This window comes from Streptomyces sp. NBC_01268, from assembly GCF_036240795.1.
Lineage (GTDB): Bacteria > Actinomycetota > Actinomycetes > Streptomycetales > Streptomycetaceae > Streptomyces.
In genome coordinates this window covers 7,751,986-7,775,285 of the sequence record NZ_CP108454.1, presented here as the reverse complement: position 1 = coordinate 7,775,285, position 23,300 = coordinate 7,751,986, and the positions used below count along the sequence as shown (strand labels likewise).

Below are 23,300 nucleotides of genomic sequence, written 5' to 3'. Positions count from 1 at the left end.
GTGGCCGGGTTCGTCGCCGGGAAGGAGCCTCGGTCCCCGTGAGCGCACCGCGGGAAGGCGAACAGGGCCGCCGGATCCGTCCCCGGCGCGTTCGCCTGCTCCTGCCCCTCCTGCGTTCGGCGGTCGTGGTGACGGCGGCCACCACGGCCTACTTCCTGCTGCCCCTCGACAGAGACCTCGACCAACACACGGGCATCGTGCTGGTCCTGGGGATCACGGCGATCGGCGCGCTGCTGGCCCTTCAAGCCGTCAGCATCATCGGATCGCCGTACCCGCGGCTGCGCGCCGTGGAAGCCCTGTCCACCGCGGTCCCCCTGTTTCTGCTGCTGTTCTCGGCCACCTACTACCTCTACGCGCGAGGGCACGGAGAACCCTCCTTCTCCGAACCGCTCAGCAGGAACGACGCTCTCTACTTCACGGTGACCGTCTTCGCCACCGTCGGCTTCGGCGACATCGTGCCGGTGTCGCAGACCGCTCGGGTGCTGACCACGGGCCAGATGGTGGCCGATCTCATCCTCGTAGGTGTGATCGCGAAGGTCATCGTCGGAGCGGCCCGGATCGGCCTGGAGCGACGCCGGTCCTCCTCGGCACCGGAGGATCCCGAACCGTGACCTCCGTGCCCCAGTTCCGGAAGGACCGCCCCTCGCAAGGTCCTGGTGTTCAGCGCGCTCATCGGCGTCCCCGTCTCCCTGGCTGCCTTCTGGTTCCTCGCCGGCCTGCACGAGCTCGAACACGTGATGGGGGCGGACCTGCCGAGGGCACTGGGCTGGGACACTCCACCGGCCTGGTGGCCGCTGCCCACCGCCTGAGGACAAGGCTGCGGGCGACGGGGCTGTACGTCCGACAGCTCGGTGGCGTCATCTTCGGCCACTTCGGTGACCGGATCGACCGCAAGGGCACGCCGGTCACCACCCGCGCCGAAGGGCCGCGGCTCAGAACCTAGGGTCGTTCGAAGGCCTGCAGTGCACCACCGAACGAGAAGCAAAGCGCACCGCACAACGTCCCCCAGTTGGCGATGTCGGCGTTGACCGGGCTCTGGGTGGCGGCCCGGGTGAAGGCGGCCAAGGCGGAGACCATGAAGAGAATCGACCCGAACTGGTTCACCGCGACCACCCACCAGCCGAGGCTGCGCGAGCGGAGGCAGGGGCGGGAGCGATGGCAGATCTCGGCGAACGCAAGGTGACCCGAGACCAGGAAGAGCACGCATCCGATCACGTCGGGAGTCCAGATCAGCCGGTTGGTCTGCTCGACGGAGAGCCCCTGCAGGAAGGAGTCGAGCAGGTTGACTCCGAACACGAGCGTCCCGGTGAACAGCACGAACGTGCTGAGCCAGTCCAGACGCATCGGTTCGTACCCCCACCACCGCCAGCCGGCCGTGGCCAGTGCGCCGCTGCCTGGGGAGTGACGAGGCGCGTTCAGGACCTGCAAGAGCGAGGTGTAGCCCCCGGTGTTGAAGAACAGCCCGCCCACGAAGTAGATCGAGGCGCTCTCGACCGGGTCGCCCGAGCCGAACTGGGCGACCCCGGCGCCGAGAGCGAAGAGGATTCCGCCGAGGAAGAACGCCACCGACGCGACGGAATTGAGCCTGCGAAGTCGGTCCAGGGCCTGGGTGTCGGCGGTGGGGGGCGTGGCGACCGTGCCCCCGGGGCCGTGGACGGACAGGGCCCCCCGCTTGCGCGCGAGCCGCGACTCCCATACCACCGTCCCCCCTTCGGGGCGGTGCCAGGTGAGCCGGGTGGTGAACGGTCCCGCGCCTTCGGCGCGGCGCTGGGGCGGTTCCACGTCACGAGCCTAGTTCCAGCTCCGCTGCCCCGGGGCCAGCGAAACGTGGACGTTGTGCCGTCCCCTGGATGACCGGTGTCCCGGGCTGTCAGGTGTGCGGCACGACGGCCACAGGACAGGAGGCGTGGTGGATGACGGCGTGGGTGATGGATCCGATATGAGAGCCCCTGGCCGCCCTGCGCCGGCCGACGACCAGCAGGCGCGCGTCCGACGCGGCTTCGACGAGATGCTCGGCCGCCCGTCCCGAAGCCGTCACCTCCACCACCTCCGTCGCCGGAAATTGGTCCCGGAAGGGTCGAACCGCGTTGGCGAGCGCTGACGCCCTCTCCTCCTCGGCGGCGGCGCCGGAGTGGTGGACGAACGAGTCATGCGACGTGTGCACGATCTCCAGCGGGACGTGGTGCCGCCCGGCGAAATCGAACGCGAAGTGCAGTACCTCGTCCTTGACCTCGTTCACATCCAGGCCCAGGACCACCTTCCGGCGGCTGTTGCCCGCGGGCGCGGCGGAGCCGTCCTGCTCGCTTCCGGGGCGAACGAGAACCACCGGGCGCTCTGCTTCGGCGACGACCTCCTGTCCCACGGAACCGATGATGAAACCGCGGACGCTACCCAACCCGTGAGAGCCCACGACGAGCAGCTCCGCCTCGGCGGCGGCGGCGAGCAACACGCTGACGGGGGCGTCCTCGACCTCGTCGGCGGTCAGGGCGAGGTCCGGATGCCGAGAACCGACGTGTCGCCCGGTAACGGCGAGCACGCCCTCCGCCGCGCCGGCACGGTCCTGGTGCGACACCTTCATCGCCCCCAGCTGATGCTCCGCCCACCGTGTGGCGTACACCAGCCGTAGACCACCGTCGCGCAGCTCCGCCTCGGCGGCCGCCCAGTCCACCGCCGCCGTGCTTCCTTCAGAGCCGTCCACTCCCACAGTGACAGGTAGGGACACGCTGCTCTCCTCGCCTCGGACCATCGTCGAACGGCCTCGCAGGCGCCTCAGGGCATCCGTGTGCGAGGGCACCTGGTCACGAAGCTACCGAGTCGCTGAATCGATGGTGCCTGGAGCGTTCGGCGACGCTGACGAAGTGCCCCGTCTGGCGGATGCCACTGCCACGCCCGTCCTTTCGCAGTCCAGCGTCCGCGTCCGGTGCAAGCGGGTCCACGGCCTTCCGTGTCCGCTGCGCGCGGGGCCGGGAATCGCCCTACCGTGAGAGGGAGGGAACCCGTCGAGGGAACCCGGCGTCGGTCGTGCCTCGAGCGCACCTCCTCCTCCCGCGAAGGGCCTTGGCATGGGTGTCATGACGTCCTGGGCGGACAGGTTCAGGTTGCGGCAGTACGTCAAGGCCAGCCTGTGGATCGTGCCGCTCATCGGTCTCGTCGTCGGCACCCTGCTCGCCGAGGCCGCCCTCGCCGTCGACAGCGCGGACTGGCCGCCGAGCGGCTGGCACTACTCCGCCACGACCGCGAGCGGCGTGCTCACCGCCATCGTGGGCGCGATGGTGGCGCTGCTCGGCTTCGTCGTCACCATCGGCGTGCTGGTGGTGCAGCAGGCCACGGGAACCCTCTCCCCCCGGTACATGCGCCTGTGGTACCGGGACCGGCTGCAGAAAGCGGTTCTGGCGACCTTCACGGGGACGTTCGCGTTCGCCTTCTCCCTGCTGCGGAGCGTCGAATCCGCATCGGTCCCCGACCTCGGGGTCACCCTGGCCGGCGCGGCGGTGGCCGTCAGTCTGGTACTCCTGCTCATCTACCTCAACCGGTTCACCCACAGCCTCCGCCCGGTGGCCATCGCGGAGCTGGTCGCCCGCATGGGAGAGACCGTCTTCACCGACGGCGCCGCGGCGATCCGCGGTGCCGCGCCCCGCGGAGACGGAGCCGTACCGTCCGACGGTCCGGTGCTGCAGATCCGTACCGTGCGCGGCGGAGCCATCCAGGCCTTCGACGTGCCCGGTCTGATCGCGGAGGCGGCCCGCCACGAGTGCGTCTTCGTCGTGACCCGGCTGATCGGGGACTTCGTACCGCCCGGAACCGTGCTGGTGGAGGTCCATGGGGGCACGTCCAGACCCGACCCGGAGCGGGTGAACCGTCATGTCGCCCTCGGAGCCGAGCGTACGATCGAACAGGATCCCGCCTTCGCGCTCAGAGTCCTCGTCGACGTCGCGATCAGGGCCCTCTCTCCCGCGGTGAACGACCCCACGACCGCGGTGCAGGTCATCAACTACATCGAGTGGTTCCTGCACACGGTCGGCAACACGCGGCTGCCCGGACGTTACGTCCTGGCCGATCGTGGCGGGGACGCGCGGCTCGTGCTCCCGGGCCGGGACTGGGACAACTACCTCGAGCTCGCCGTCTGCGAGATCCGTGACTACGGAGGTTCGTCCGTCCAGATCTGCCGGAGGCTCCGGGCCATGCTCGACGGCCTGCTCGACGCCCTGCCGCCATCTCAGCACCCCGCCGTACGCGCGCAGTTGCTCCTCCTACAGGAGGCGATCGAGCGCGAATTCACCGACTCCGCCCGCCGAGCCGTCGCGGAGCAGGCCGACCACCAGGGCATCGGCGGGAATCACCCTGCCGTGACCGGACGCCGGACCATTCCCGGACCACCTGGCTGACTTCATGCCCGGTGGCCATCGCTTCCGCTGATCAGACACCTGCCGATGCCGTACCGCCAGCAGGCCAAGAACCTTCTCGTGTCGTACTCGCCGAAGAAGCTCGGGTCCGTTCGACTCCCCGGGCCTTGGAGCAGCCCTCGGGCCCAGGACCGGGCGTCGATCCCGCGTGGGCGTCTGGTCAGCCGCCACCCGGCACACGTGGGAAGGGCCCCACCCCGAACCGGACGTCACCTTCGGCCTGCTCCCGGCGTTCTGTCCGGCGGTTCCGGACCCCGCGTACCTGGACACCCCCTGCGTCGGCGCACCCGACGCCAAGCCCGGCGAACGGGCCCCGGAGTCGGTGCCGGTGGGCTGGTGGGCCTGTGCCATGGAGGTGTCGTCCCTCGTCGTCCCACGGGCGCTTGGACCGCGGGTCGTACCGTCCTTTGCCTCCTTGCGCATCTCACGGTCGGGTCCGGCGCTGTCGCGCACCACGCGTGGGATCCGACGCCCGCCCGCCCGGCGGCTATACCTTCCGAGGGCAGGACAGCGCCATCACTCCACATTCGACCGTTAGGGCCGCCACCGTGACCGGACGCACCCCAGAGACGACCGAGAGACCGAGACCGGACGAGTCCTTGGGCGAGCCGCGATGGCCGATGGCGGCGGCCGTCGTCACCGCCATGGTGCTGACCGTCTTCCTCCCCGACGACCTCCGTCTGGCACCTCGCTGGGTTCTCCCTGCCATCGAGGGACTGCTCCTGTTGGCGCTCATCGCCGGCGACCCGGGCCGGATCGACCGGCGCACGGCCGCCTTGCGGAGCATGTCGATCGCCCTGGTGGGAGTTCTGGCCCTCAGTGCCGTCTGGTCGACCGTGCAACTGGTCGACGACATCCTCCATGCCGGGAAGGAGACCAGCTCCGCCACCAGCCTGCTGCAGACCGGCGGCACGGTGTGGGCCTGCACCGTCCTCGCCTTCTCCCTGTTGTTCTTCGAGCTCGACAGCGGTGGGCCCGCCTCCCGCGCCCACCGCATGCCCTCCACCCCCGCGCTCGCCTTCCCCCAACAGCTCGATCCCCGGCTGAGCAGCGCCGACTGGCGGCCCCGCTACATCGACTACCTCTACCTCGCACTCACCAACGCCACCGCCTTCAGCCCCACCGACGTCATGCCCCTGGCACCCTGGGCCAAGATCACCATGGGCGTTCAGTCCCTGGTCTCCCTGCTCATTCTCGGGCTCGTGGTCGCCCGTGCCGTCAACGTCCTCGCCTGACGAGTGGTCGGGACGACCACGTCGGCCCCATCCCGCACCGCCCCCCCGTTCCGGCGCCTCCTGTCCATCCGGTATGGCCATCGTCGCCGCCCTTCCTGCTCAGCACGGCACGGCACCCAACGGCATGCCGGCGGTGCGACATGGCGGGCGGCACTCGAACTCACCGACGCTTCGGACGCGCGGACGCATTCTTCGCCAGGCACCACAGAAAGGGGCGCCTGACCTGGGCACGTCCGGCCGCTTCCGGGCGACGACCCCTCAGGGTTTCGATGGTTGGGCGAGAGATGCGATGCCGGCTTCGAGGAAGACGAAGCCGGTCCGCAGGGCCTGTTCTGCGTCCTGGTTCTCGGCTGGGGCGTACGCCTGGGTGATGACGGCGACGATGGCAGCGGCGGCGAGGGCGGGCCCGGCATCGTCGGGGGCCGCTCCGATGTCGCGGGCGATCGAGGCGGTGCCCGCCCGGACTGCGTCGGAGTAGTGAATGCTCCGCAGGGCCTGGAGTTCGGGGGTGGCCTCGAACATGCGATGTTCCAGGAGGTCGAGCTCTGTGGCTGCCTTGATCTCCATCCGCGAGCACTACCAGCACACCGGCAGCGCGCACGAGGCCATCACCCACGGCCTCGCCCGCAGCGGACGCTTGCCAACGGCGTGGTCCTGTACGGGTTCTCCATGGGCGGCGGCATCGTCGAGACCAACCTGGACCGCGCCACGGACACCAGTCTCGTTCGCGGGGCCGTCGTGGACTCCCCCGCACTGGACTACGGCGCCGCCATCAGCACGATCGTCGATCGATTCTCCCTGCCCGGAGCCGTCACCGACGTCCTCTCCGCGTTCGTGGAAATCCGCTCCGGCGCTGACCTCGACGCCGTCGACACCCTGACCGCCAACCGGCACAGCGGCGGCCCGAAGCAGCCCGTGCTTCTCTTCCACGGCACCGCCGACACCGTCGTTCCCCACGCCACCAGCGCGGCGTTCGCCCACGACTGGCCCGACGACGTCACCCTCGTCAGGGGCGGCGCAGGCCGGCCAGACGGTCACGGTGGTGGCCTCCCGCCGAAATTGCGGGCGTCGGCGACCCACCCCCGCGCCTTGTTCTCGCCGTATCGGGCGTAGGGGAAGCTCGCGACCAGGGCCACGGCGTCGTATCCGACGCTGGGGGCGGCCGCCTCGACGCCGCCGCTGATGGCCTCGGACCCGTCGCCGCACCACGCGAAGACCTGCTGGAAGTCGCCGACGGTCCTCGTCTCCTCGACCACCTGGACCACCAGGAGCCGAGGGGTCGTGTCGGCGGCGGCAGGCTGGGCCGGCACCGCCGCCGACATGACCAGCCCGACCGCCGTGGCGCACCAGGCGATTCGGAACAGGAACTGCTGTCGAAGCTCAGGCCCTGGCTCAGGTCGTGCGGTCCGTTACGGTGGGTTACCGACTGAAGGTCTCATTCGGGTAGGTCCACGGTGAACCGAGGAACTCGTTGACAGCTGCGGCGAACTCGTCTGGGACCGTCTCGTGGACGGTGTGGCCGGCGGGAAGTTCCATGAGCTGGGTATGGGGGCGCCGCGTCGCCATGTCCTTCGCGTGCTCCGCGCTGAGCACTGTGCTCCGGCTGCCGCGGACAAGCAAGGCTGGGCAGTCACTGGAGGTCCAGTCGTTCCAGTGGTCCCCGTTGAGCTCCTGCTGCGAGGCGTTCATATCCTTCGGGTCGAAGGCAAGGCCCCATCCGTCGGGGTACTCACGGACTGCGCCTATGAGGTATCGCGCCGAGGCGCCGAGTTCTTCCAACAGTTCGGCCCGGGTCGGTGCCCGGTGCGGCCAGGCCAGGCTGAAGGACACGTCGTCATCGACCTCGGCGCCGATGTCCTCGACGATGAGTGCGTCCACAAGTCCGGGGAACCGGGACGCGAGCTGGTAGGCGTTGACGCCGCCCAGGGAGTGGCCGAGTACGGCCGCCCGGTGGATCCCCAGATGTTGTAGCGCCGTCGCTGCGTCCTCGACGTAGCCGGTGCGGGAGAAATCGGAAGGCCTGTCGGAGAGGCCGTGTCCACGCTGGTCGAGCGCGATGATCCGCCAGGAGTTCCTCAGCTCCCGGGCCAGGTGCGCGAAGGTGCGGCCATCTCCGAAGTGCCCGTGCAGGGCGAGTAGAGGGCGACCCGGACCGCCGAAGTCGAGGAAGGACAGGCGACGCCCGGCCACCGTCAGAGACCCTGCCGTGGAACGACCCCGCATGCGTGCAGGTCATGCTGCACGACGAGGACGACGACCTGTTCGGTCTGTGGATGTTCCGCGGCGGGGCCCTCGTCGAGGTGGGCATCCCCGGCACCCAGCGGGTGCACATCGCTGCCCCTCCGTGGGACGCGGACCCCGGCTTCCTGGTCCGGACCGGCCTGGGCAGGGGGGAGGACCGGCACTCGCCAGAGCACGTACAAGACCCGCGGTCGTGCTGGTGACCCGGCGCAGACCGGGGCCGGACAGGTACGGAAGTCGCCGTTGCCGGTGCTGCCCGGGGCCGGACCGGTTGGTGACAGGCGCGGAGCCGTCGCGGGCGCGCCCGCGGGGGTGGAACGGTCTCCGCTGGACGGCCCCCTGCCGGGTGAACAGCACGGCGACCCCCATGCGGTACGTCTATCGCGCGAGGTGACCCACCGTCAGAGGATCAGAAGGTCCCTCACCCCGAAGAGGCACCCGTCGCCGTGCTCCGCGAGAACCGGTTCCCGCAAGTCCCGGCCGTGACCCGGGCGGACCGTGGTCGTTGCACGGTCCGTCGAGTACTGATCACGTTCCTTCCTTCATCCAGGAGTCAGCGCATGAGCACTGGTGTCGTCAAGAACACGGCCGCGGGTACGGGATCGGGTGCCTCGTCCGGCATCTCGGTGGACTCCTGCGGCGAGGGTGAGCTTCCCGACCTGGCGACGCCCGTGGCGCCGGTCGGTGGTGCGGTCGGGTCGGTCGAGAACCTGGTCGCGTGGGAGCCGGCCATCTTCGGGTGGGGCGTCTCCGACGGCGGTGAGAAGCAGTAGCGATGGCTGATGAGGTCATCTCGCCGAGGGGCTCCGGTCCTTCGGCGGGTGACGGGCTGTTCGCCGCGTTCGGTGAACGGATCGACCGACAGCCGGCTGCCGACGGCGCACGGCCGTCGCTGGCCGGCTGCCGTGGCCTGTTGGAGGAGCTGGCACGGTCGGCCACTGTGGCGGAGGCGGTGCACCGGTTGTTGCGCCGCGCTGTCGAGGCCGGGCCCCGGCACCGGGTGGCGGGGTTCGACGGCGGGTCCTTCGTGCTTGCGCGGGGGTCGGGCTGGTCTCTGACGCTGCGGGCGACAGCGCCTTCCCTGCCGGAGAACCTGCTGGTCACCTCAGCGGCCGACTACATGCTCGCCGTCCCCTCCGGCGCACGGGACGGCGGGAGCATGGAGTGCTTCGACCGGCCGGCCGGGACCCGCCCCGATCTCCTCGACCCGGCGGCTCGGCTCACACCGCGTGGCCGGCACCCCCTCCGGCCGGGGCAGGTGTTCACCCTGAGCGCGGATTCCCAGGTGGCGCGTCTGACGCCAGGTGACACAGGGCTGGTGCACCTGGTGCTCGCCGCCCATCCGCATCTGTCCTACCGGTTCGCCTACGACCGGGCCACGCTCGGGCCGGTGCGGATGATCAGCACGGACGGCACGGCGTCCCGCCTGACGTACACCGTCCGCCTGCTCGCCGCCTGCCGCCGGCCCTCCTCCCTGCCCGTCCTGCGATCGCTCGCCGGGCACCCGTCGCACGAGGTGCGATGGGAGGCGATCCGCGCCGTGCACCGCATCGATCCGGCGGCCGGCCGAGAACTCCTCCACGACGCCACCCACGACCCACATCCCGAGGTCCGCCAGGCTGCCCTCCAGGCCCTGCTCCCGAAATCCCAGACCGCCGTCCAGGCTCCGCTCCCGAAATCCCAGGCCCCCGCGTGACCCATACCCTGACCCCGGCCGAGTCCGGCCGCCTGGAGCTGGCCGACTACCTCGACCACATCCGCGCCACCGTCGACCCCCACGACCCGGACTCCGTCCTGGAGTCCGCCGGCGCGCTGCGCGCGCTGAGCGACAACACCGACCTGCTGGTCGACCACCTCCACCAGGAGCTGGCCGACCTGGCCAGCTGGCAGTCCGACAACCGCTACGCGGGACAGAGCCTGCTCCTGGGCCGAGGCGAGGGCTTCCTGGTCCGCGCCAACATCTGGATGCCGCCCAGCTCACTGACCGCCGACGAGGAACAGGCCCTGCATTCCTACGAAACCCCGCACGACCACGACTTCTCGTTCCTGACCGTCGGACACCTCGGCCCCGGATACGCCACCACCATCTGGGAGTACGACCCCACAGCTGTCAACGGCCACCCCGGCGAACCCGTCGACCTGACCTTCCTCGAACAGACCACGCTCCCGCCCGGCAAGATCATGTACTACCGGGCAAGCCGTGACATCCACGCCCAGCACCACCCCACCGAACTGTCGGTGTCGCTGAACCTCCTGCTCGACAGCCCCGACCCCCTGGCCGAGCAACGCTTCTTCGACCCCGCCACCTCGACCATCACCCGCACGAACCACAGCCGGTCCGTCTCCGCGCACCGCCTGCTGTGCGACCTCGCCGGCCACCTCGCGGACGACCGGAACACCCCGCTGCTGGAACACCTCACCGTCCACCACCCCGCACCCGCGGTCCGTCACGCGGCCCTGGAGAACCTCGGCCGGAGCGCCGGAGCCCAGGCCCTCCCCGCCCTCGAACGCGCCGCCCACGACCCCTACCCGGCCATCCGCGCCCACGCGTTGCGCACCCTGGACGAGTGGGACAGGCAGGAGGGGGCCGGGTGACTGTCCGTCGACGTCCCACTCGCGATCGGCGTCGACGAGGTGGCCCGGCGAGCGGTCGCGGGCCTCCTCGCCGACGCGGAGATCGTCTTCGCGCTGCCGTCCGAGGGCCTGGAACAGTTGCGTGGCCGGCTGGAGGAGTGGTGGCGGCTGGCGGACGACGCTCTTGTCCGCCACACCGAGCCGCCGGAGCGGGTGGCCCGCTCGCGTTCAGGCGGCGTTCTGGAGGGCGGGCAGGTAGGCGCCCGACTGGCCGGCCGCGTTGGGGTGGAAGGACTGCCCGATCGGCCAGTTGAGGGCGTGGAGCCAGGGGGTGCTGTCGCACAGTTGGTGGCCCGTGAAACGGTCGGCGACGTCTTCGTAGACGAAGCCGCTGTGCTGGGCGACCTCGTCGCGGATCACGCTGTTGAGGACGTCGGCTCCCTTGTTGAGCGCGGTGCGCTTGGTGGCGCTGATGCCGGGGCAGGCGGTGGCAGCGAGGTCGTAGAACCTCGGGTAGCCGAGGATCACGACGCGGGCCTGTGGGGCGCGGGTGCGGATGGCGTCGTAGACGGTGTCGAGTTTGCCGGGGAGTTCGGCGTGTGCGGTGGTCCCGGCGGTGGCGATGGCGTCGAGGCAGGCGCTGTCACTGCCGAACAGGCAGGTGGCCATGACCGTGCCGAGACCGATGTCATTGCCTCCGATGGTCATGCTGACCAGCGTGGTGGTGTCGCCCAGCGGAGCCAGCTGCTTGTCGAGGACGTCGGTGGTCTTCGCGGCGCCGCACGCTTGGAAGTCGAAGGTGGCGGGGGCGGTGAGCTGCGCGTAGAGGTAGGGGTACGAGTTGACGCTCTGGTTGCAGTCGTTGAGGTACGTGGTCGAGGAGCCGCCGCCGGCGGAGTAGGAGTCGCCGAGGGCCACGTAGTGGACCCCCGTGGCGGGGGCGGCGTGTGCGGGGTCGGTCGTGGTGAGGCCGAGAGCCGTGGTCGTCAGCGCGGCGAGGACGGCGGCGAGGGCACGGAGGCGGGTTCTGGGCATGCCGAAGGTACGGCTCTTGCGCATGGGGGTCTCCTGGCGGTGCGTACGGGACGGGGTGCTCAGGCGCTGCGGGCGCAGCGGAATCCGGCGTGGCCGCTGGTGCTGTCCGGGGTGTTCGCGGTGCGGGCGGCGACGCGGTAGCGGTTGCAGTACGAGCGGTGGCACAGGTGGGATCCGCCGCGGATGACCTTCGCGGTTCCGGTGGCGGGGCCGGCCGGATCGTCCAGTGGGCGCCGGGCGGGATGGTCGGTGGTCCACCAGTCGGCGCACCACTCCCACACGTTGCCCGAGGTGTTGTACAGGCCGTGTCCGTTCGGCTCGAAGGCGTCGACCGGGGCGGTGCCGCGGAAGCCGTCGGCGGCGGTGTTCTTCGCGGGGAAGGTTCCCCGCCAGATGTTGCAGCGGTGGATGCCGTCCGGGTCGAGTTCGTCGCCCCAGGGGTAGCGCTTCTGCTCCAGGCCCCCGCGGGCGGCGTACTCCCACTCGGCCTCGGTCGGCAGACGCTTGCCGGCCCAGGCCGCGTAGGCGGCCGCGTCGTTCCAGGAGACGTGCACGACCGGATGGTCTCCACGCCCTTCCAGGGTGCTTCCGGGTCCCTCGGGCCTGTTCCAGGCAGCCCCGGAGACTCCGCACCACCACGGGGTGCGTTCCGGGCGTGGAGCGCCGCGCCGCAGTGTGGCGTGCAGAAAGCCGGCGAACACGTACGACCAGCCGAAGCGTTCGGCTTCGGTGACGTGACCGGTGTCGGCGACGAAGCGGGCGAAGGCGTCGTTGGTGACGGCACGGGTGTCGATGAGGAACGGCTTCAGCCGCACCCGCCTGATGGGTCCCTCACCGTCGCCGGGAAAGCCCTCCGCGTCGTCCGTTCCCATGAGGAACTCGCCTCCTGGCAGCATGACCATCCCGACGGCCGAGGTGTCGTGCCGTGGCCGCGGTGGCGAGAGCAGCCGGAGAGGTGCGTCAGGGAGGCCGGGCCGCCGTCCGGGTGCGCAGCAGGCGGCTGGGGTGCCGGGGGCGTACGGCTCCGCCTCCTCGCCCTGAACCGGCGCGAAGGGTCCCTGGCTCATGACAGGGCCTGCTCGCGCCGCCGGTCGAGCTCGGCCTGCAGGCGGGCGGTGTCGCGGGCGTACGTGCGGTGCAGCAGGGTCAGGAACGCCCCGTTGACCAGCATCAGGATCACCAGGACCCACAGGAAGACGGGCCGCAGCCCGATCGCGTCGCCGAGGAAGCCGGCGCCGAGGCCGAACAGAGCCCAGGCGATCGCCTCGAAGACGGAGATGTAGAGGGTGAAGGCCGCAGGCCGCAGCTCGGGCGGAACCACAGCCATGATCATCGGCCGGTTGATGCCCGGGTTGACGCCCTGCGCCACCCCCATGAGGCCGAAGAACAGCGCGTACAGCCCGATGCCGGCGTAGTGGAACTGGGTGCCGAGGAATGCCAGGGCGGCGAAGAGGATCTGGGCCGCCTGGAGCACGGCGGGCAGCCCGTGGCGCGGGCTGAGGCGGGCGGCCCGGTCGGCGGCCAGGCCGCCGAGGATCGTTCCGGCGAAATAGCCGGTCCCCAGGGGCATGAGGACGACGGACGCGGTCTGGGTGGTGAATCCGTAGACCTCGACGAGGAAGACGACGGCGAAGGAGAAGACGAGGAGGTGGCCGGAGAGGAGCCGGGAGACGAGGAGGACCACCAGGGTGGGGATCTTCAGGAGAGAGGCGACCTGGCGTCGGTTCACCAGGCCGGTGGCGTTCCGGGTGGCGGGGTCGAGGTCGGCGAGCTGCGGCTCGGAGGCGCCCCGGCCCGGGTCGCGCAGGAACCGCCACAGCACGAGGCCGAAGAGGATGCTGAACGTACCGATCGCCCACAGGCCCCAGCGCCACCCGTCTTCCACGCCCGCCAGCTGGCCCTTGAGCGCGGCGAAGACCGACGACGCCAGCGCGGTCGCCCCGAAGAGCATGCCGACGGCCCGGCCGCGGGACGAGCTGTCGAACAGGTCACCGACGAAGGTGGTGATGATCGGGTGGGCTCCGGCGTATCCCGCGGTGAGCAGCGTCGAGAACAGCAGGAGCTGGGTGAAGTTCTGCGCGAAGCCAGCGGCGATGCCCCATACGCCCCACATGCCGGCGCAGAGGACGAGCACCGCCTTGCGGGACCAGCGCTCGGCGGCCCACACCCACAGCGGTGTGGTGATCACGCCGATCAGTTTGCCGGCGGCGGTCAGGACGCCCAGAGCTCCGAGCGAAAGCCCGAGGGCCTGCCGGATCACCGGGAACAGGCCGCCGATCATGCCGGCCTCGGTGTTGTCGACGAGCATGGCGCCGCCCAGGAGCGACAGCTGTCGCCAGCGGCCGGGAACTCTGGTGTTCGGGGCCGGTCCGGTTCTGGAGGGATCGTGGATAAGCTCGGGCATGGCGCCTCGCTTCCTCTAGGTGTGTGGTCTCTTCGCTGGAGATGCACGGGGAGAAGGGGTGTGTCGGCTGGTGACGGGGCGGCAACCCCGTCACCGGCCAATTCGTCGGTGGCTCAGAGTGCGGCGAGTTCCTCGGCGACCGCCATGAGCGCGTCGCGGGGCATGGCCCCGGCCGCCACCGCCGCGACGTCGATCAGCGGCATGGGCCCGAGGAGCTGGAGGAGCTCGGAGTCGAACAGGCTGGGCAGATGCCTGCGCAGTACGACGGAGGTGACCGGGTCGGACATCAGGGTCCGCATCGGCGTCCGCAGCGACAGGCGCCCGGCCGGGAACTCCTCGGGACGCGGCAGCGCTTCCGCAGCCCGCTCGGCCTGGGCGCGCTGGGCACGCACCAGCAGGTGCTTCTCGGTCACCGGGCCGTCGGCGGGCAGCCCGAGCCGCTCGAACTGGCTCGGCGGCGCGTCCCCCTCCCTCAGCAGGCCGACCAGCAGGGAGGCCATGCGCAGCTCGGCCTCGTCGTCGACCAGCGGGGCCTGCTGCTCCGGATCGCTCGCCAGGTCGAAAAGGAGAGTGCCGTGCTGATAGGGGTTGAGGAGGCTGCGCCCGGGCGTGCGCAGGGGACGGACGCCCTTGGTGAAGCCGAACGGCTCGGCCAGCTCCGCGTCCACCAGCTCGGCCGGGCTGAACCGGCCGCGCATGTGGGTGGGCATCAACGTGTGCTCGTACAGCGGGGCGTTGTCGGGTGAGACGGGCGCCCGCATGTACACGTACCGACCGTCGGTGACGTTGACGTGCCCGCCGTGCGCGCCGAAGAGGCCGGCTTCTCGTACGGGAGTGTCGTCGGCGACCGACAGCGGTACGCCCTGCATGTCGGCCGGGCGGTCGACGCCGAAGTACTCCAGGATCGTGGGCGCCAGGTCGATCGTCTGAACGAGCGCCGAACGCCGCTCGCCCGCCGCCCCCGGATGCCGCGGGTCCCAGGCGAACAGCGGCAGATGGACGAGCTCGTTGTACCAGGGCTGCACCCACTTGGCCCACCATCCCTTCTCGCCCAGCAGGAACCCGTGGTCGGTGTTGACGATCAGGAGCGTGTCGTCCCACAGTTCCAGTTCGTCCATGGTGTCCAGGACGCGGCCGAGCGAGCGGTCGCACATGGACAGCAGCGCCGCGTATTCGAAGCGGGCGTGCGCCACCTGGTCGTCGCTCTCGGTCACCCGCTTGTAGTCGGGCCAGTCGAAGTGCGGCCCGTCGTACTCGTGCGGGTAGAGGTCCTTGTACCGCTGGTGGGAGAAGAAGGGCTCGTGCGGGTCGAAGGTCTCGATCTGTACGAACCAGCGGTCGGCGTCCTTGTTGGCGCGGACGAACTCCAGGCCGGCGTCGAAGGTCAGTGTCTGCGGATGCCGGTCCTCCGTCGCCATGTAGGAGCGGTTGATCCAGTCCTGGCGGTACGCGGGGGTACGCATCCGCTTCAGCCCCTCGGGCATCTCGGGGTCGGCGACGTGGCCCTTCCACGGGTCGCCCTCCTGCCCGCGGAAGAACTCCCAGGTGTTGTACCGGCCGTGGTAGGTGGCCCCGCCGTCCTCCCAGTAGTGCGGATGGTCGCTCGCGAGATGGGTGTAGACGCCGTTCCGCGAGAGCAGTTCGGGCATGGAGTCGTCGAACGGCTCCAGCGGTCCCCAGCTGCGGTGCAGGAAGTTGTGACGGCCGGTGTGCAACTCCCGGCGGGCCGGCATGCAGGGCAGCGAACCCGCGTACGCGTTGTCGTACGTGACCGCCCGTTCGGCGAGGCGAGCGAAGTTCGGCGTATGGGTCCAGTCGGATCCGTACGGTGGAAGCATGCGCCGATTGAGGCTGTCGAACATGACCATGATGGCCTTCATGCGGGGGAATCCCCTCTCTCGGTGTCCGGCGTCCGGTGCTGTTCGAGGCGGTGCCGCATGCCCTCAAGCCAGTCCACCCAGGTGTCGACCGCCGACGAGCCGTACGCGTGCAGCTCGTCGAAGACCTCCTGGGCCAGCCCCTTGTCCATCTCGGGGAGCGGGCTCTCGAAGCGCAGGACGCGGTCTCGGTCGCGGTTGCGGTTGCGGGCGATCTGGGCGCGCCGGTAGGCGAGTTCGGTGTCGATCAGCTCGATCGCGGCCTGCCGGTCGAGGGGTGCGGTGAAGGCGAAGCGGGCCAGGAAGTCCGGGTCTTGGAATCGGCTGGTCGGTTCGTACGGCGAACGCACCCATCCCCACAGCACCTCACTCCCGCGCGGGGTGAGCCGGTACACCTTCGCGTCCGGCCGCCCCTCCCGCGGATCGACGTCGAACGCCACCCAGCCGTCGGCCGTCATCCGGCCGAGCAGCCGGTAAATCTGGCTGTGATGCGCCCGCGACCGCAGGAACTGTCCCTCCGACTCGACCCAACGCCCCAGATCGAAACCGCTCCGCGGACGTCCCGCGATCAACGCGAGCAGCACGTACTCGAACTTCACCGACCCACCGCCCCTATGTGCACTGTCACCTATGTGTTTAGTGTTGTAGGGCCTACAGAGGGAGGCGTCAACGGATCCGGCACGCACTTATCAAGGCCGTATCGAGCCGTTCATGTTCAGACCCGGCCGATCCCGACAGGGCGGCGGGCGAACGGAGCCCTCAGATGCCGACACGCGACGGACTGCGAGCGGGCGGCGGTCGGCAGATCCCCGACCAGCTCACCTGGCACGTCGCCAGCCCCGTCCCTGGCTTCGCCGTCAGGCGCCTCCGGTGTGCCGGGCCGCCCGACGGCTGGCCCTCGGTCGTCGAACCACACGACAACGCGCACGTTGTCCCGGCGTACATCGTGATCAGTCCGCCGTCGCCGGCCGCGACGTGCACGGCCCGCAGGATCTGCCCGTCGTCCGCGTAGGCCATGAGGGGGTCGGATTCCCTCGCGCCCCACCGCCCCTCCCCTCCTCGGTCGGCGTGCTGTCTCCGTGATGTCCGAACCTCAGACGGCGAGCAGAATTGACGTAAGGCTCCAGTCCGCCGGTGAGTGGGGCACTCCGCTGCGGCGTGTGCGCGGGAAAGGACACCTGGTGTCATCGAATCCACCGGGGGAAGCGCGGGCTCCCGGTCCGATCTGGTCGGAACCGGGAACCCTGCTGGAGCACGTGGCCGTCGCCGTGCTCGGGATGGATGAAGAGGACCGGATCTGCTACTGGGGACCCGGAGCGCAGAGGCTCTTCGGATACGAGGCCGGGGACGTCCTTTCCAAGCCCGCCGCCACCCTTTTCCCCGCCGCCCCCGTGGACGGGACCAGTGCGGCGGAACGGCTCGCGGAACGTGGCCGCACCCTGGGCTACTGGCGGGTAAGAATGCCCGCCCTGCGCCAGGACGGCACGGTCTTCGACTGCGGATTCCGGGTCTTCCCCGTGACGGGCGACAAAGGCCGCTCCGTCATCGTCGGCCTGGCCAGCAGAGGCGACGAACTCGACCGTGTGAAGACCAACCTCGCCTTCCTCGACGCACTCTTCGAGACGTGCCCGATCGGCCTCGTCATGCTCGATGAGGACCTGCGCTACGCCCACCTCAACCAGGCCCTCGCCGACATGGACGGGATCCCGATCGAGGACCACATCGGACGCAGCGTGGAAGACTTCATGATCACGTCCGACGGCGGCGAGTACCAGCGCATGCTGCACGCCGTCGCCGACGAGGGGCGGCCCGTCGTGAGCGCATTGGTCGTACTTCGCACACCGGGCCGCCCCGACCGGGACCAGGTGCGGTCGGTGAGCTTCTTCCCCCTGAGCCAGGCGGGCGATACGCGGCCGGGGCTGGGCGGTCTCCTCGTGGACGTCACCGACCGCGAGCAGGCCATCGTGGAAGCGACGGCCGGACGGCAGCGGCTGGCTCTGCTGGACCGGGCCGCGGCCCGGATCGGCACCACACTGGACGTGGACGTCACCGCCCGTGAGCTGGTCGGAGCAGCTGTTCCGGAGTTCGCCGACGCCTCCGTCGTGGAAGTCGTGGAGTGGATGGACGAACCCGAGATGTTCGACCCGGACATGCCCCTGGTCACGCGACGCATCGCATCCGGTACCAGCCTGCCGCCTCCGGCCCCCGAACTCGTCGGCGGACTGGAACGCGTGACGTACCCACCGGGCTCCACGATCCACGAGACACTGAGAACGGGGCTGCCCGTCTGCGTCCCCGTGAACGAGGAGTTCATGACCCGGACCGTGATCCACCAGGCCCGGAGTCGGTTGCTGATCGACAGCGGCCTGACCTGCCTCCTCATCGCTCCCCTCATCGCCCGGGGTACGGTCCAGGGAATCACCATGTTCGGCCGCTCCGCCGCCCGCCCTGCCTTCACCGAGCAGGACCTCAGCCTGGCCGGCGAACTCGCCTCGCGCGCCGCCCTGTGCCTGGACAACGCCCGCCTCTACAGCCAGGTCCAGGAGATCGCGCTCACCCTCCAGCGCGCGCTGCTCCCCACCAACCTGGCGACCAGCCCGTCGCTGCGCATCGCCCACCGCTACCTCCCCGGCAGCCACCTCACGGAGGTCGGGGGCGACTGGTACGACGTGATCGACCTGCCGGGCGGACGGGTGGCCCTCGTGGTCGGCGACGTCATGGGACACGGCGTACCGGCGGCCGCGGCGATGGGCAGGCTACGGATCACCGCCAAGGCACTGGCCCGCCAGAACCTCGAACCCGACGACCTCCTCGCGGAACTCGACGCCTGCGCCCAGGAGGCGGGCATCGAGCTGGCGACCTGCCTCTACATCCGCTACGAGCCCGAAACGGGCCGAGCCCACATCGCGAACGCCGGCCACCCCCCGCCCCTCGTACGCCGGCCGAACGGCACGGTGAGAATCATCGACGACGTGCTGGGAGTCCCCCTCGGTGTCGGCGGCTTCCCCTTCGGCACGATCGAGATCGCACTCCACCAGGGAGACATCCTGGCCCTGTGCACCGACGGCCTCATCGAGGCGCGCGGCAAGGACATCGACGAAGGCATCGAAGCACTCCGCACCCAACTGGCCGGTGTTACGGGTACGTTGGAAGAGAGGGCGGACAGCATCCTCACACACCTGCTCCCGACCGGCCCGACCGACGACACCGTGCTCCTCCTCGCCCAGGTCACTGAGGGTCGCCATTCGCCGGCCTCGACACCGACGGACGACCAGGCTTGAGTCCGGTCGGGTCGAAGACGCGCCTACGCGTCGCGGTCCACCGCCGCAGGAGACCCCACACCGGCCGGCACGATTCGAGGAGCCGATGCAGCGACGGCGTGCAGTCTCCCCCGAGAAACGGTACGAGCAGCTGATCGCGCAGTTCGCGGAGATGGACGGGGTAACCCTCCCTGGCGACGAGCCCGGACAGGAGGGCAAGTTCGGCGCTGCTGCGCTCAAGGTGGGCGGGAAGATCTTCGCGATGCTCGCGCAGGGCCGTCTCGTGGTGAAGCTCCCGCGGGCCCGGGTCGACGAGCTGGTCGACGCGGGTCAGGGCGAGCGCTTCGACCCGGGGCACGGGCGACTCATGCGCGAGTGGCTCAGCCTGGATCCCGACTCCGAGCTCGGCTGGGACGGACTGGCCCGTGAGGCCCTGCACTTCGTCAACCCTGCCCACTGAGCTGCACCAGGACGGCTCCCCGGCCCCGGGGGACACGAACTTCACGCCGCAACCCTTTCGGTACGCCGACTCGTCGCAGACGCCGGCCATGGGCGTCTGGCACGCCACGGACGCAGCGCTGCCCGGCGGACCGCCCCGCGAAAGCGGTCCTGCCCATGGGGGTGAACAGGTCGTACGCAATCCGCAACTGTCGGCGGGCCGCCTGCCGGTGGCGCTTACGACGGAGCCATGAGCGGTCATCTCCGTGACGGCGGTGGTCAGGGGCATGCGGTGTGAGGCGGATGTCCGCCTCACACGGTGCGACAAGGGTGGTTGTCGCGACCCGCGTGCCGCGGACGCGGCGGCCCCGAGCTCCAGGAGCTACCGTCGGCTCCATGGAGCGAATCCGAGCGGTCCTGGTCGACATCGACGGCGTCCTCACCGTCTCCTGGAAGGCCCTGCCGGGAGCGGTCCCGGCCATGGAGCAGCTGCGCGCCGCGGGACTCCGCGTCGCACTGGTCACCAACAACACGTCCCGCACCCGGGCCGCCCTCGCCTCGCGCCTGGCCGGCCTCGGCTTCCCCATCGCTGCCGGAGACGTCCTGACCGCCCCGGCGGCCACGGCGGCGTATCTGCGCGAGCACTTCCCCGGCGCGCGCTGCCTCCTCCTGAACAGCGGAGACGTACGGGACGACCTACCGGGCGTCACACTCGTCGAGGGGGGTGACGCCGACGTCGTCGTGCTCGGCGGCGCGGGGCCCGAGTTCGGCTACGAGGCCCTCAACCGCGTCTTCCGGCAGCTGCAGCGTGGGGCCCGGCTGGTGTCGATGCACCGCAATCTGTACTGGCGCACGGAGGGCGGCCTCGACCTGGACACCGGTGCCTTCCTCGCAGGCCTCGAGAAGGCCGCCCGCACCGAGGCGGAGGTGACGGGCAAGCCGGCTCCCGCGTTCTTCGAGATCGCCCTCGCCCACCTCGACGTCGACGCCTCGGAGGCACTGATGGTCGGCGACGACATCGAGTCCGACGTACTGGCCGCCCAACGGTCCGGCATCACCGGCGTACTGGTGAGGACCGGCAAGTACCTTCCCGAGACGCACCACGCCGCGTCCGGCACGCCCGACCACGTCCTCGACTCCTTCGCCGACCTTCCCGCCCTGCTCACCGCAGGGGACGACGGGACACCTCGGCACTGACGGCTCCCGGCCGCCGAGCCGCAAGCCAGGTCCCGCGCGAGGCGTGGGGTGCGCGCTGAACGGGATCCCCAGCACGTCGACAGGAGTGCTCCACGGGCAGGTACCGACCAGGGGCGGGACAAGCGATCGCTCAGCTGGTCGACCACCTGCGCGGCCGGGGCCGCGACAGGGGCTGTTCGTCACCCACTACCCGGCCGGAACGGGGATGGCCCCCACGTCGTGGGGGCCATCCGCTTCGGCTGTCGGTGTGCGCTTACGGCGCCACCTTCAGGAGCTTGTTCGCCGTGCCGGAGGAGGCGTTCTTGATGGCGTCCGGCGTGGCCGCCCCGGTCAGTGCGGCGGCCGTGTCGGCGGGCGTCGCCGACGGGTGGGCCGCCAGATAGAGGGCCGCGGCCCCCACCACGTGCGGCGTGGCCATGGACGTACCGGAGATCGTCTTGACGCCGGTGTCGCTGTCGTTCCAGTCCGACGTGATGTCCGAGCCGGGGGCGTACAGGTCCACCACCGCACCGAAGTTCGAGAAGTCCGACTGCTCGTCGTCCTTGGTGCTGGACGCCACGGTGATCGCCTCGGGCACCCGCGCAGGCGAGCCCTGGCCGGCGTCGGTGGACTCGTTGCCGGCCGCGACCGCGAAGGTCACGCCGGAGGCGATGGCGCGCTGGACGGCGGCGTCGAGCGCCTCGTCGGCGCCGCCGCCGAGGCTCATGTTCGCGACCGAGGGGCCGGAGTGGTTCTTCGTCACCCAGTCGATGCCCGCCACGACCTGCTCGGTGGTGCCGGAGCCGTTGTCGTCGAGCACCCGCACGGCGACGATCTTGGCCTTCTTGGCGACGCCGTGGGCGGTGCCGGCGATGGTGCCCGCGACGTGGGTGCCGTGGCCGTTGCCGTCGTCGGCCGAGTCGTCGTTGTCGACGGCGTCGAAGCCGTGGGTGGCCCGGCCGCCGAAGTCCTGGTGCGAGATCCGGACGCCGGTGTCGATGACGTACGCGGTGACGCCCTCTCCCCCGCCGTCCGGGTACGTGTACTTCTCGTCGCCGGCCGTCTCGGTCTGGTCGATCCGGTCCAGGCCCCAGGACGGGGGCTTCTCCTGCGTCTCCTTGATGCTGAAGCGCTTGTTCTGGACGACCGTGTCGACGGCCGGGTCGGCGGCGAGCCGCTTGGCCTCCTGGACGGTCAGACCCGAAGCCGAGAAGCCGTTCACCTCCGAGCCGTAGGCGCGCTGGAGGGTTCCGCCGTACTTCTTCGCGAGGTCCGCCTTGTTCGCGGATGCGTCGAGGATGACGACGAAGCTGCCGTCGACGGCGCCCGGGGCGCCGAGTCCGTACACGGTCCCCTCGGCCGGGGCGGCCGCCCCGGCGAGGTTGCCGGCGAACAGCGCCGCGGCGGCGGCACCTGCCACACCTGTGGCTATGGCCGCGTTGCGAAGACCGTGGGATCGCTTGTGAGTTGCCATGAAAGGGGATCTCTCCTCGTGTTGACGTGTGGGGCGTCAAACGTTCGAGAGAACCCTGTGCGGATTGACAGGAGCAAATCAAGAGCGAACCCGAGGTAAGCCGTTATTCAACAAGGTTTCTTAAGAGACCCTCCGCATCGCCTCCACCTCGCACACGCCGCCACGCCGACTCCTCCCTGAAATGGTCACGTTCGACGACCCCCGGAGGTCCAGGGAGAGTTGACGCAGGGTCAGTGACGTGGACTGGTGTCGCGTCAGGCGGCCTGACGTGTCAGGTGGTCCCGTTCGGGAAGGCCGGTGGCCTTCCTTGCAAACGAGCCGCGGGCCGCCAACCCGGCCTGGACACAGGACCACGTCCACGAGGCGCCAGCCGGTAGCTGTACCCGCCGAAGACCGCGCCATACGGCGCCGGCGCCTCACCGCCGTGGCCACGCCTCAGCCGAGCGGAGACCCGTCCGCGCCGAGGGTGTCGCGCAGCCACTGCTCGACTCCTGCCACATGGACCGTCGCCCAGGAATGCGCGAGATCGGGACGACGACCCGCGATGGCCTCGAAGATGGCCCGGTGTTGCTGCCGGGTCCGCTCCACGGCGCCCTCCTCCGTCACCCCGCGCCATGTCCGCGCTCGCGCGGTCGGCCCGGAGAGTCCCTCGATCAGCGAGCAGAGCACGGTGTTGCCCGAGCCGACGGCGATCGCGCGGTGAAAGGCGAAGTCGTTGGCGATCAGCTCCTCCAGCGAGGCGTCCTCGGCGAGGTCGTCCAGCACCTCCCGCAGCGCGGCGATGTCCTCGTCGGGCATGACGCGTGCGGCCATGGCAGCGGCGGCGGGCTCCAGGATGCGGCGGACCTCCAGGAACTCCAGGACGGTGTCGTCCTGATGGAAGTCGACGACGAAGCCCAGCGTGTCCAGCAGAAGTTCGGGCTGCAGACTGGTCACGTACGTGCCGTCGCCCTGGCGCACGTCGAGCACCCGGATGACGGAGAGGGCCTTGACCGCCTCCCGCAGGGAGTTGCGCGACAGCCCGAGCCGCTCGGCGAGATCGGCCTCCTTGGGGAGTTTCGAGCCGGGTCCGAGCTCGCCACTGACGATCATGGCCTTGATCTTCTCGATCGCCTCGTCCGTGACCGGCACCCGCTCCGCCTCCCTCGCTCCTGCTCCGTGCAGCATAGTCCTCGCTCCCGCG

Annotated in this window: 24 protein-coding genes; 12 read left to right on the top strand and 12 right to left on the bottom strand. The window is 70.3% G+C overall.

Annotation, left to right across the window (positions count from 1 at the left end; translation table 11 throughout):
• Nucleotides 1-38: 38 nt before the first annotated feature.
• Nucleotides 39-611, top strand: coding sequence for a potassium channel family protein (locus OG309_RS34760; protein ID WP_329427114.1), 573 nt, complete (start codon nucleotides 39-41; stop codon nucleotides 609-611).
• A gap of 45 nt (nucleotides 612-656) precedes the next feature.
• Nucleotides 657-809, top strand: coding sequence for a hypothetical protein (locus tag OG309_RS34755; protein WP_329427112.1), 153 nt, complete (start codon nucleotides 657-659; stop codon nucleotides 807-809).
• Between the two features lie 130 nt (nucleotides 810-939).
• Here OG309_RS34755 and OG309_RS34750 read toward each other — a convergent pair whose 3' ends face one another.
• The gene (locus OG309_RS34750; protein ID WP_329427110.1) at nucleotides 940-1,782 is read right to left on the bottom strand and encodes a hypothetical protein; all 843 of its coding nucleotides are present in this window, start codon (nucleotides 1,780-1,782) and stop codon (nucleotides 940-942) included.
• Nucleotides 1,783-1,870: 88 nt separating this feature from the next.
• The gene (locus OG309_RS34745; protein ID WP_329427109.1) at nucleotides 1,871-2,746 is read right to left on the bottom strand and encodes a universal stress protein; all 876 of its coding nucleotides are present in this window, start codon (nucleotides 2,744-2,746) and stop codon (nucleotides 1,871-1,873) included.
• Nucleotides 2,747-3,062: 316 nt separating this feature from the next.
• On the opposite strand from OG309_RS34745, the gene OG309_RS34740 reads away from it, so the two are divergent.
• Both OG309_RS34740 and OG309_RS34735 read left to right on the top strand, forming a co-directional pair.
• The gene (locus OG309_RS34740; RefSeq protein ID WP_329427107.1) at nucleotides 3,063-4,385 is read left to right on the top strand and encodes a DUF2254 domain-containing protein; all 1,323 of its coding nucleotides are present in this window, start codon (nucleotides 3,063-3,065) and stop codon (nucleotides 4,383-4,385) included.
• A gap of 617 nt (nucleotides 4,386-5,002) precedes the next feature.
• Nucleotides 5,003-5,638 carry a hypothetical protein gene (locus OG309_RS34735; RefSeq protein WP_329427105.1) on the top strand — a complete coding sequence of 212 codons (636 nt, stop codon included), beginning with the start codon at nucleotides 5,003-5,005 and terminating at the stop codon, nucleotides 5,636-5,638.
• A gap of 258 nt (nucleotides 5,639-5,896) precedes the next feature.
• On the opposite strand, the gene OG309_RS34730 is transcribed toward OG309_RS34735, so the two are convergent.
• Nucleotides 5,897-6,205, bottom strand: coding sequence for an acyl-CoA-like ligand-binding transcription factor (locus OG309_RS34730; protein WP_329427103.1), 309 nt, complete (start codon nucleotides 6,203-6,205; stop codon nucleotides 5,897-5,899).
• 81 nt (nucleotides 6,206-6,286) lie between these two features.
• Here OG309_RS34730 and OG309_RS34725 point away from each other — a divergent pair, with 81 nt between their 5' ends.
• Complete coding sequence (locus tag OG309_RS34725) at nucleotides 6,287-6,751, top strand: hypothetical protein (RefSeq protein ID WP_329427101.1); 465 nt, start codon at nucleotides 6,287-6,289, stop codon at nucleotides 6,749-6,751.
• Here OG309_RS34725 and OG309_RS34720 read toward each other — a convergent pair.
• Complete coding sequence (locus OG309_RS34720; RefSeq protein WP_329427100.1) at nucleotides 6,673-6,948, bottom strand: hypothetical protein; 276 nt, start codon at nucleotides 6,946-6,948, stop codon at nucleotides 6,673-6,675. The genes OG309_RS34725 and OG309_RS34720 overlap by 79 nt on opposite strands.
• 109 nt (nucleotides 6,949-7,057) lie before the next feature.
• Nucleotides 7,058-7,828: an alpha/beta fold hydrolase gene (locus OG309_RS34715; RefSeq protein WP_329427097.1), complete on the bottom strand. Its 771-nt coding sequence runs from the start codon at nucleotides 7,826-7,828 to the stop codon at nucleotides 7,058-7,060.
• Nucleotides 7,829-7,872: 44 nt separating this feature from the next.
• On the opposite strand from OG309_RS34715, the gene OG309_RS34710 reads away from it, so the two are divergent.
• The 4 genes from OG309_RS34710 to OG309_RS34695 all read left to right on the top strand — a co-directional run bounded on the left by OG309_RS34710 (nucleotide 7,873) and on the right by OG309_RS34695 (nucleotide 10,474).
• Nucleotides 7,873-8,082: a hypothetical protein gene (locus OG309_RS34710; protein WP_329427095.1), complete on the top strand. Its 210-nt coding sequence runs from the start codon at nucleotides 7,873-7,875 to the stop codon at nucleotides 8,080-8,082.
• 357 nt (nucleotides 8,083-8,439) lie between these two features.
• A complete protein-coding gene (locus OG309_RS34705) occupies nucleotides 8,440-8,652 on the top strand; it encodes a hypothetical protein (protein ID WP_329427093.1) in 213 nt (70 codons plus the stop codon).
• 2 nt (nucleotides 8,653-8,654) lie between these two features.
• Complete coding sequence (locus OG309_RS34700) at nucleotides 8,655-9,575, top strand: HEAT repeat domain-containing protein (protein ID WP_329427091.1); 921 nt, start codon at nucleotides 8,655-8,657, stop codon at nucleotides 9,573-9,575.
• Nucleotides 9,572-10,474, top strand: a complete 903-nt coding sequence (locus OG309_RS34695; RefSeq protein ID WP_329427089.1) for a HEAT repeat domain-containing protein — start codon at nucleotides 9,572-9,574, stop codon at nucleotides 10,472-10,474. Before OG309_RS34700 ends, OG309_RS34695 begins: the two co-directional genes overlap by 4 nt.
• 207 nt (nucleotides 10,475-10,681) lie before the next feature.
• Here the strand turns inward: OG309_RS34695 and OG309_RS34690 are convergent, their stop codons facing one another.
• The 5 genes from OG309_RS34690 to OG309_RS34670 all read right to left on the bottom strand — a co-directional run bounded on the left by OG309_RS34690 (nucleotide 10,682) and on the right by OG309_RS34670 (nucleotide 16,368).
• Nucleotides 10,682-11,512, bottom strand: coding sequence for an SGNH/GDSL hydrolase family protein (locus tag OG309_RS34690; RefSeq protein ID WP_329427088.1), 831 nt, complete (start codon nucleotides 11,510-11,512; stop codon nucleotides 10,682-10,684).
• 35 nt (nucleotides 11,513-11,547) lie between these two features.
• A complete protein-coding gene (locus OG309_RS34685) occupies nucleotides 11,548-12,390 on the bottom strand; it encodes a formylglycine-generating enzyme family protein (RefSeq protein WP_329428705.1) in 843 nt (280 codons plus the stop codon).
• A gap of 161 nt (nucleotides 12,391-12,551) precedes the next feature.
• Complete coding sequence (locus OG309_RS34680; protein ID WP_329427086.1) at nucleotides 12,552-13,892, bottom strand: MFS transporter; 1,341 nt, start codon at nucleotides 13,890-13,892, stop codon at nucleotides 12,552-12,554.
• Between the two features lie 113 nt (nucleotides 13,893-14,005).
• The gene (locus tag OG309_RS34675; protein WP_329427084.1) at nucleotides 14,006-15,772 is read right to left on the bottom strand and encodes a sulfatase; all 1,767 of its coding nucleotides are present in this window, start codon (nucleotides 15,770-15,772) and stop codon (nucleotides 14,006-14,008) included.
• Nucleotides 15,769-16,368 carry a PadR family transcriptional regulator gene (locus OG309_RS34670; protein WP_329427082.1) on the bottom strand — a complete coding sequence of 200 codons (600 nt, stop codon included), beginning with the start codon at nucleotides 16,366-16,368 and terminating at the stop codon, nucleotides 15,769-15,771. The genes OG309_RS34675 and OG309_RS34670 overlap by 4 nt, the downstream gene beginning before the upstream one ends.
• Nucleotides 16,369-16,929: 561 nt before the next feature.
• On the opposite strand from OG309_RS34670, the gene OG309_RS34665 reads away from it, so the two are divergent.
• The 3 genes from OG309_RS34665 (at nucleotide 16,930) to OG309_RS34655 (ending at nucleotide 20,664) form a co-directional block, all read left to right on the top strand.
• Nucleotides 16,930-19,050 carry a SpoIIE family protein phosphatase gene (locus tag OG309_RS34665; RefSeq protein ID WP_329427081.1) on the top strand — a complete coding sequence of 707 codons (2,121 nt, stop codon included), beginning with the start codon at nucleotides 16,930-16,932 and terminating at the stop codon, nucleotides 19,048-19,050.
• A gap of 85 nt (nucleotides 19,051-19,135) precedes the next feature.
• Nucleotides 19,136-19,489 (top strand): hypothetical protein, encoded by a 354-nt coding sequence (locus tag OG309_RS34660; RefSeq protein WP_329427079.1) that lies wholly within the window; start codon nucleotides 19,136-19,138, stop codon nucleotides 19,487-19,489.
• Nucleotides 19,490-19,863: 374 nt separating this feature from the next.
• Nucleotides 19,864-20,664: a TIGR01458 family HAD-type hydrolase gene (locus OG309_RS34655; protein WP_329427077.1), complete on the top strand. Its 801-nt coding sequence runs from the start codon at nucleotides 19,864-19,866 to the stop codon at nucleotides 20,662-20,664.
• Nucleotides 20,665-20,917: 253 nt separating this feature from the next.
• Here OG309_RS34655 and OG309_RS34650 read toward each other — a convergent pair whose 3' ends face one another.
• Both OG309_RS34650 and OG309_RS34645 read right to left on the bottom strand, forming a co-directional pair.
• A complete protein-coding gene (locus tag OG309_RS34650; RefSeq protein ID WP_329427076.1) occupies nucleotides 20,918-22,117 on the bottom strand; it encodes a S8 family peptidase in 1,200 nt (399 codons plus the stop codon).
• A gap of 435 nt (nucleotides 22,118-22,552) precedes the next feature.
• Nucleotides 22,553-23,248 (bottom strand): FadR/GntR family transcriptional regulator, encoded by a 696-nt coding sequence (locus OG309_RS34645; protein WP_329428704.1) that lies wholly within the window; start codon nucleotides 23,246-23,248, stop codon nucleotides 22,553-22,555.
• Nucleotides 23,249-23,300 lie beyond the last annotated feature (52 nt).